Source organism: uncultured Cetobacterium sp., from assembly GCF_947038635.1.
Classification (GTDB): domain Bacteria; phylum Fusobacteriota; class Fusobacteriia; order Fusobacteriales; family Fusobacteriaceae; genus Cetobacterium_A.
In genome coordinates, this window is sequence record NZ_CAMQXC010000121.1 from 1 (window position 1) to 6,671 (window position 6,671).

The window sequence follows — 6,671 nt, forward strand, 5'->3', positions numbered from 1 at the left end:
ACATTTTTATTTTTAACATTTTTATTAAAATGGATTATAGAGAAAAAGATGTGGATATTAAGTAACTATTATTTTATATTTGAAAAAAAATTTAATTTATTAATATTTGCAATAATTTTAATAATGTATTTATTTTTAAAAATATCTAAATTTAATAAGTTAAATATAAAAATATATCTATTTATAGTTTGTGGAGTTTTGTTTGAAATATTATTTAAAGATAATATGTCTTTGTCGAATATTTATGAAATTTGTATCGAAAGTTTTATAATTTATAGTGTATTAGTTAATATTAATTTATTTGATTTTTTTATTAAAACTTGTTGTAGATATTCAGTTTTAAATAAGAATTAAAAAATGTAAATATTAGAAAGTTTAATTTAAAAAATTATAAAAAGAATAATAAAGTGAGAAAAGTGTCAGAGTTTTGCATATCCTAGGATTATTTTAATAAAGTGGATTATTTTTTCTACTTTACTAATTTTGGTATTAAGTTAGATTTCTAGACAAAATTTTTTGAATTTTTATTAATTTTTTAGAGAATTCAAGTGAAGATAAATAAGTCAACTTTTTTTGAATTAAATTAAAACATTCTATATATGCAATCATAAGGAGTTTCATTTCCGTAAATAAGATAATTTAGCTCTATAGTATTATTGACCTCTGCAATCAGTATGAATACCAAAGTTTCTTCATATTCGTTTTAGTTAAAGCATTTAAAACTAATTCTGTCGTCATTTATATGGAAAAATCATAATCAACAGTTTTAGGAGTAATAAACTTATTAAGAGCATACTCCAAAATTGTATTACAAATATGATTTTTTTTATAATATTCTTATGTTTTCTACAAAAAGATAGTATTAGTTAGTCTTTTTTTGTATATGTCTGATTTTCTGGTGACAAAGCATCCAACATGCATACTCACGAAATCAAGATACTCTATATAACAAAGTATTTTTCTATAAAAGTTTATCACAAAATCTGCTAATAGCTTGTTAGTAGTTTTAGAATATTTATTTTAAAAAATCAAGAGTAAAATAAAAAAATAATGAGAGAATCAAGCTTGGTAATTTTTAAAAGATCAAGCTTTTTTTGTTTGAAAATATATTACAAATAATGGAACAATTGATACACATGGAGATATGACGTATGGAATATATGCTATAAATAATTCTGAAGTTTATCACAATGGAAAAATACATGTAAATGATCCCAATGCATATGGAATAGTTTATGATTCAACATCTAAAATTAATATTTCTAAAAATGCAGTTATAAAAGTTAATGGAAAAGGTTCTAATGCAATTATGATGTTAGAAAATTTAAGTAGAAACTCTTTGAGTTTAAAATCAACAATTAATAATTATGGACAAATTGAAGTTGAAGGTAGTGAATCTAAAGGAGTTATAGTTAATGGTTCAGGAGTTGCTATAAATAGCGGGGATATTGACATAAATGCAACTAACTCTATTTGAATGTATGCTGTTGGAAATGGTGCTGTTATAGATAATAAAGGAATGATATCTTTAAATTTAAAGGATAATAGTACTGCTATGGTTGGAGAATTAGGAGCTACTGTAAAAAATAGTGGGACATTAAAGTTAAAAGATTATCAAGAGAATAGTTTAAGTGGTTCGAAGTTTAAAGAGTTATTAAAAATAGATTCTAACAGTACTCTTATAAATAGTGGAGTTGTAATTAATGCTAATGATAAAATTGTTAGAGCTTCTGGTGAAGAGATTCTTGATAAAGTTGAAAATATAGAGAAGGATGAGGTATTTAAAGGACAAAATACTGTTGTTATAACAGGAGGAAAGTTAGAGGGAATCCTTAATCAAGGAGAAAACTTCATTGAAGAAAGTGGAAAATATCTATTAAAAATACCAGCTTCTAATGATGGAGTTATCATTTCAGGAACTATAAATGCTGGAAAAAATGGAATAGAAATCACAGAAGGAGCTAAAGTTAATTTATCTGGAAATGTAAATACTTTAGGAAATGCTATTCTAATGTCTGGAGCTGAATTAGCTTCTAATGAAGGAAATATAGTTGGAAATATTTTACTAGAAAATGATAATAAAATCGCATTTTCAAAGACTCAATTAGATGGAAACATATTGGGATTATCTGGATCAAATACAGAAATATCTTTAATAGATTCAACAACAATAAAAGGAGATATTCTTTTAAACTCAGGGGATGATAAACTTATTATAGATTCATCTACAGGAAAACTATTACAAGAGTCAACAACTATTGATGGTGGAGCTGGAAATGATAGCTTAACTTTAGGAAGTACAAATGAAATAACTGTAGTTAAAGCTAGTATTAAAAATTTCCAAGATAACAACTTTTTAGGAAAAGTTTTCTTAGATTCTAAAGCTAAAATTTTATTTGAAGATAATAGTGAAAAAGTTTATACGGTAAATGAAAATGTAGGAGACATAACAATAGGAGAGGGGTCATATCTTATATTAGGAGTATCTCCTAATGGAGAGCACTCTTTAGATTCTATATCTGGAAATGTTATAACTGCAGATAAGTATGGAAAGTTAATTATTCAAAGTGATTTCTTAAGTTTGAATCAAGATGGGAAATATCAATTAGATATGGTTGGAACACAATTAAACTTGGAAAATGAGAATATTTTAGCCTCTCAATTTATATATGAAGTTAATAAAACTACTTCAGGAAACTTAGAGCTATCAATGAAAAAACTTATTAATATAGGTATAGATGGAAAATATCAAGATATTTATGATAGTATTTTATCTTTAGGAAACTTAAATGGTTTAAATTCGACTCTTTTAGGTAATGAACAACAATTAGAAGGTTTATTAAATCAGATATCATATAAAAATCCATATGCTTTATCTATTAAAAGTTCAAAAGATAGTTTAGTAGCTTGGAATGAAGGTATCAGATCTTTAAAAAAGATGCCAGAAAAAAATAAATGGGTTGCTACTGGAAGTGGAGTAGGAAATTATTATGATTCTAATAATACAACAGGATTACTTGCAACAGGTGAGTATGGTGTATCTTCGAAATTATCTCTAGGAGTAACTTTTGGTGGCGGAAAACAAAATGCTGAGGTAGAAAATAACTCTTCAAAGATAGAAAGTGATACTTTTTATATAGGTGTAATAGCTAAAAAAAATATAGAAAAATATAGGATTTTAGGTGCTATTGGATATCAAAAAAATGCATTTGATTCAACAAGGGTGTTATCTAACAGTGTTGATAACTTTAGATTTAGTGAAAGTTATAATACTGACGCTTTAAATATTTTACTTCAAGGAGTTTATAAAGAAAAAATCTCTGAAAAAATCTCGATAGAACCTAAAATTTATTTTAACTATAACTATATTTCTCAAGATGGAATAAATGAAGGTGACAAAGCTATGGGAATGAAGTTAGATAGAGAAGACTTGAATCTCTTTGAAAGTGGAGTTGGTGTAGATTTTGTAAGAGAGTTAAATGAGTATAAAGGATATAAAGGAGAGGTATTCTTAGGTATGGAATATTCATATTTAGGTAGTGATACTGATAAAGATTTAAGTGGAGCTATTGGTAATGGAAGTAAATTTAAAATTAAGGCAGCTAAAATGAATGAAAATATGGGAATTTTTACACTAGGAACTAATATTACAAATTCAAAAGGTTATAATTATGGTTTAAAATTAAATTATGAAGTTGGAAATGAAAGAAATGGAGCTCAAGTTGTTGCTTCTCTAGGATATGAATTTTAGTTATTTTTCTTTAACTAAAAAAATTAGAAAAATATATCCATAGATTAAAGTAGTGTGAATGCACTACTTTTTTTGTTTAAAAATATAAGATATGTTATAATATTAAGAAAAATAAATGCGAAAAAGGAATAAAAGATTGAGGTGAAATAAAGCATGATTTTAGAAAACAGATTAAATATTAAAAATCAGTAAACAAAAAGCTAAACAACTTTTTGACTCTGGAGATATTAAAGCAGTGGAAATAGGAACTTTTAAGGGGCTTCAGTATATTCACAAATATTTATTTGAAGATATCTATGATTTTGCAGGAAAGATAAGAACAGTTAATATAGCTAAAGGAAATTTTAGATTTGCACCTTTAATGTATCTTGAACACTCATTAAAATATATAGATACTAACATTTGAAGGGGTTGTTGAGAAATATGCTGAAATGAATATTGCTCATCCTTTTCGTGAAGGAAATGGAAGAGCAACTCGTATATGGCTTGATTTGATATTAAAAGAAAATATCAAGCAAGTAATCGATTGGAATCTTGTTAGTAAAGATGAATATTTATCAGCTATGGAGAGAAGTGTTATTAAAGACATTGAAATTAAATACCTTTTAAAGCAAGCTTTGACTACTGAAATTAATGACCGTAATCTATTCATGAAAGGAATAGATATTAGTTACTACTATGAAGGTTATAGTGAATTTATTACAGAGGAAGTATAAATTAGACTAAATGATAAAAGTTGCAGAAAAAAATCTGCAACTTTTTTTTTATACACAAAAAATACACAAAACTAAAGTAAGATAATATAAAAAATTTATATAGTTTTAGGAGGAGTAAATGAAAAAGTTACTAGGATTACTAATTTTGCTTTCAACATCAGCCTTTTCAAGGGAGTTAACATTAGAAAATGCAATTGACTTGGCTTTAGAAAATGGAAAAACTATTAAAACATCTGAACTTTCTAAAGAAAATGCAGAGCTAAATGTAAAAAGAGCGTTTAAAACATCTCTGCCAAAGGTTACTTATAATGGTCAATTTCAAAGAGCAGAGCATACTACACGTAATATGATAGATATATTAAATTCTGATGGAACAATAGGTGATGGAGCAAAAAGTGGTTACTCACAAAGTATTGGACTTTATCAACCGTTATTTAGAGGTGGAGCTATAACAGGAGGTATTTTAGGTGCAAAAGCATCTAAAAATATAGCTGATCTATATTTCTGGGTTGAAAAAAGAGATGTTAGATTAGATATTATATCTTTATATTGCAGTATAATAAATTTTGAAAAAGATTTAACAGTTTTAGAAGCATCAAAGAAAGAGTTACAAGCTAGATACGATAAACAAAATGAACAATTAAATTTAAAGTTAGTAACAAAAGCTGATCTTTTAAAAACTGAGTATTCTATTTTAGATTTAGAAGCACAAATAACAGGAACTAAAACGAATTTAGAAATAGCTAAAAAAGATTTAAAACTGAAGTTAATGATTCCAAATAATGAAGATATAACATTAAAAGATTTCGTAGTACCAGAGAACTTAACATCAGGAATTGATTTTGGTAAAGATTTAGAAGTAGCATTAACAAATAGTTTATCAGCTAAATTAGCAGTAAATAAAGTTGATTATGCAGCAGCAGAAAAAATTGTAGCAAGATCAAGTTTATTACCACAAGTTGATGCATTTGCAACATATGGAACATCAAAAGAGAGCCATCATGTTAATAATAGTTTTGATAATGCAGAGTGGAGAGGTGGAGTTTCTGTAAAATGGGATGTGTTTTCATTTGGAAGTGGAATTGATGAGTATAATGTGGCAAAAAACAATGAAAATATAGAATCTATAAACAAGGATTTAACATCAGATAATATAAAACTATCTGTTACAAAAAATTATAGAGAGTTAATACGTTTGCAGCAGCTAAGAGATTCTAGAAATAAAGCTTTAGAAGCAGCAACAGAAAACTTTAATATAGATACAGAAAGATACAATGCTGGATTAATTTCAACTGTAGATTTTTTATTATCAGAAAGTCAATATAGACAGGCAGCTGTAGATTATAACTCAGCGGTGTTAGATTATTATGTAGCATTTGAAACATATAGATCTTCGCTTATATAGTATAAAAAATAATAACTGGAGGGGAAAGTAATGAAAAAATTACTAGGAATATTAATATCATTAATACTAGTTGGATGTGGTAATGGTAGCGCAAAACAAAATTCTAAAGAAAATTTAGGTAAAAATATTAAAATAGCTGAAATAAAACCAGAGTTGATAACAAGAATGAATATATCAAGTGGAATAACAGAACCTTTAAACGAAGTTAAAGTTGTAACTAAAACAGGTGGAACTGTAAAAAGTATAAATTTTAAAAATGGTGATAAAGTAAAAAAAGGACAAATTATATTAGTTTTAGAGGATCAAGAGGTACAATCAGCTTATTTAAAAGCTCAAGCAACATACATTTCTAATAAAGCAGATTTTGAAATAAAGAAAAAAAATTATGAAAAGTTTAAACAACTTTATGATAAAAATCTTATATCAGAAGATGAATATTTAGCTAAAAAAACGGGGCATTTACAATCTGAAAGTGATTTAAAAAGTTCTGAAGCGATATATCTATCAGCTAAAAAAGATTTTGAAGACTTAGTTGTAAAATCAAAGCTAGATGGAGTTGTCACAGATTTAAATTTAAAACTGTATGAAAAAGTACCTTCAAATAGTGACCTTGTAACAGTTGTAGATACAAGTAAGATTCTTGTAAAAACAGGAGTTTCTGTTCATGAAATAAGTGAACTATCTGTTGGAAATAAAGCAGAGATAGATTTAGAGGGAATTGGAGATAACTATTTTGGTAGTGTCTATGAAATAAATCCTGTAGCAAATAAAGATAATAAAAAATATCAAATAAAGGTAG

The 6,671-nt window shown here is 26.3% G+C and carries 5 protein-coding genes and 1 pseudogene; all 6 read left to right on the forward strand.

The window, feature by feature from the left end; translation table 11 throughout:
- Positions 1 to 354, forward strand: a 354-nt coding sequence (locus Q0V08_RS09840) for a hypothetical protein (protein ID WP_297434346.1), incomplete at its 5' end; no start/stop codon positions are given.
- A gap of 790 nt (positions 355 to 1,144) precedes the next feature.
- A complete protein-coding gene (locus Q0V08_RS09845; RefSeq protein ID WP_297434348.1) occupies positions 1,145 to 1,477 on the forward strand; it encodes a hypothetical protein in 333 nt (110 codons plus the stop codon).
- Positions 1,478 to 3,751, forward strand: coding sequence for an autotransporter outer membrane beta-barrel domain-containing protein (locus Q0V08_RS09850; protein ID WP_297434350.1), 2,274 nt, complete (start codon positions 1,478 to 1,480; stop codon positions 3,749 to 3,751).
- A 175-nt stretch (positions 3,752 to 3,926) separates the two neighbouring features.
- Positions 3,927 to 4,467: pseudogene (fic, locus tag Q0V08_RS09855) on the forward strand (protein adenylyltransferase Fic).
- 118 nt (positions 4,468 to 4,585) lie between these two features.
- A complete protein-coding gene (locus tag Q0V08_RS09860) occupies positions 4,586 to 5,872 on the forward strand; it encodes a TolC family protein (RefSeq protein ID WP_297434352.1) in 1,287 nt (428 codons plus the stop codon).
- A 30-nt stretch (positions 5,873 to 5,902) separates the two neighbouring features.
- Positions 5,903 to 6,671 (forward strand): efflux RND transporter periplasmic adaptor subunit (locus Q0V08_RS09865; protein WP_297434354.1); only part of this gene is annotated, 769 nt, incomplete at its 3' end.

Coding starts and splice junctions, on each gene's coding strand:
- Q0V08_RS09845 (WP_297434348.1), top strand. CDS start 1,145: ATGACGTATGGAATATATGCTATAAATAATTCTGAAGTTTATCACAAT.
- Q0V08_RS09850 (WP_297434350.1), top strand. CDS start 1,478: ATGTATGCTGTTGGAAATGGTGCTGTTATAGATAATAAAGGAATGATA.
- Q0V08_RS09860 (WP_297434352.1), top strand. CDS start 4,586: ATGAAAAAGTTACTAGGATTACTAATTTTGCTTTCAACATCAGCCTTT.